Below are 2008 nucleotides of genomic sequence, written 5' to 3'. Positions count from 1 at the left end.
CTATCACTTTAATTTGTTGTTGTTAAGGGAAATTCTTTTTCATTTTTGAGCAAAACAAAAAAGCATCCCACATCATTGAGATGCTCTGCTATTTTAGACTTGGCGACTGAATGAACCGTATACTTCAGTGGGCTCTAGGGATCGGTGTGAACAATTAAAGTGATAGCTCTTTTATGAACATCTAAAGATTCAAACAAACGATGGGAAGAAATACATCAAAGGAGAAGCTGCTGTTCATACTAATGATCGGGAGGTAAAGCAACGTATGATACAAATTTTGATCACTGGTCTTTTTTTATTGGCTCAGCCGAGTGGGCCGGATGACAGCTTAACGGTTACACAGCAAGGACGAACAATTGCCACTGTTCACCGTGAAGACTTTACAATGCCTCTTCCCGGCACTCCAATGGTCGACGATGAAAAATACAGTAAATTTATCAAACAGCTTGATCAGAAAGTGTACCGGGAGCCGATAAACGCTGTCCTTAACGATCATGGAAGCATCGTCCCGGGCAGGGTTGGCTACAAACTGTATCAACAGGCTTTTAAGGAAAAGTTTTATGCGTATTTTTATGGCCAAGGCCCCTCCAAGGTAGAAGTGCCGGAAATGAACATTTATCCGAAGGTTGACAGCGAGCTGCTTTCTCACATCAGTACGCAGCGGCTTGGTCAGTACGTGACTTATTTTAATTCAAGCAATAAAAGCCGCTCACACAATATTTCTCTTTCTGCAAAAGCCATTGACAATCACGTTGTTTTCCCTAATGAGACGTTTTCGTTTAACCAAGTTGTAGGCATGAGAACTCGGAACAAAGGGTATAAAAGTGCGCCCATTATTGTAAAAGGGGAGTTGTCTGAAGGTGTAGGAGGCGGAATTTGCCAGGTGTCCTCAACACTTTTCAATGCAGTCGACCAGGCAGGGCTGCAGGTCGTTCAGCGCTATTCTCATACTAGAAGCGTGCCATACGTTCCACCCGGACGGGATGCTACGGTCAGTTGGGGAGGCCCTGATTTTCGTTTTCAAAACCAATATAACCAGCCAATCTTAATTCGGGCAAAAAGGTATGGGGGAAGTATGATTGTTACGCTATACTCTTCTGATGTGATCAACAACAAGTTGAGAAAAATCCCAAAAGCTCCATCTCGGATACCGAAAGAAATAAATGCTGAGCAGTAAATACACAACCGTAGCTAAGGATATGGCTTAAGAGAGCTCAATTTTTTAAGGGATCGCCAGTGAAAAGAAAGGAGGGACAAATGAAATGAAAAGGGTATTCTTTTCCGTATGTGCGGTAATAGTAGTTGGATTTGTTTTTTGTCAATCAAAAGCGCACGCTCTGACTTTTACGGTGTTGCCTATTACACAAAAAACAGACCAGTGGTCAGTAAAAGTAAGTGAAGCAAAAAATGCAAAGGAATTTGCGGAATCTCAAAAAGGAGAATATCAAGTATATTCCTTGGAAGTCAAAAATGTAGGAGAAAAAGCAGCTGCTGTAGATGTGCAATTGTATAGAAATGATCCTGATTCAATCACAAGGTTTTCGCTTTTTGGATGCCCTGATGAAAACTGTGACAAACCAGAAGATCAAAAAATGTTAGCTAAAAGTTTAAACGATGGCTCACCGCTGAAGTTCAATCATTTTATGCTGGCAGATAAGGCCTCCGAATTAGAGGTTGTCATTATTTGGACGCAAAAGGGACAAGAAGGGAGAAATTTAAAACAGACCTTTAAATTCACTGAGGATGGCGTTAATTAGGCAAAAAACTTGTCAGTCATCGATATGAAAAGTCATATCTCTTAGATAGATAAGATTAACCAGCATTGAGCATACCGCAGAGAAAGGGGAGAGGGAGAGGAATACGAATATAATGTGATTTTGATGATGAAGCCAGTACATTGCAAGAGAAAAAAAGAAAATGACAGTTGGAAAGCCAGTGTTTGCAGATAACGCTGCTATTAAAGCGCAACTGGCAAAAATGCAGATAAAAGCAGAGAGCATACAACCGA

The 2008-nt window shown here is 41.0% G+C and carries 2 protein-coding genes; both read left to right on the top strand.

Features of this window, described 5'->3' with window-relative positions; all coding sequences use genetic code 11:
• The first annotated feature begins 265 nt into the window (after positions 1–265).
• Complete coding sequence (locus tag C1T29_RS11810) at positions 266–1177, top strand: VanW family protein (RefSeq protein ID WP_069149695.1); 912 nt, start codon at positions 266–268, stop codon at positions 1175–1177.
• Between the two features lie 85 nt (positions 1178–1262).
• Positions 1263–1757: a hypothetical protein gene (locus tag C1T29_RS11805; RefSeq protein ID WP_095431611.1), complete on the top strand. Its 495-nt coding sequence runs from the start codon at positions 1263–1265 to the stop codon at positions 1755–1757.
• The last annotated feature ends 251 nt before the right edge of the window (positions 1758–2008 follow it).

It is taken from the genome of Bacillus sp. MBGLi79, assembly GCF_002953915.1.
The sequence above is the reverse complement of the archived record's forward strand: the minus strand, read 5'-3'. Positions and strand labels throughout refer to the sequence as shown.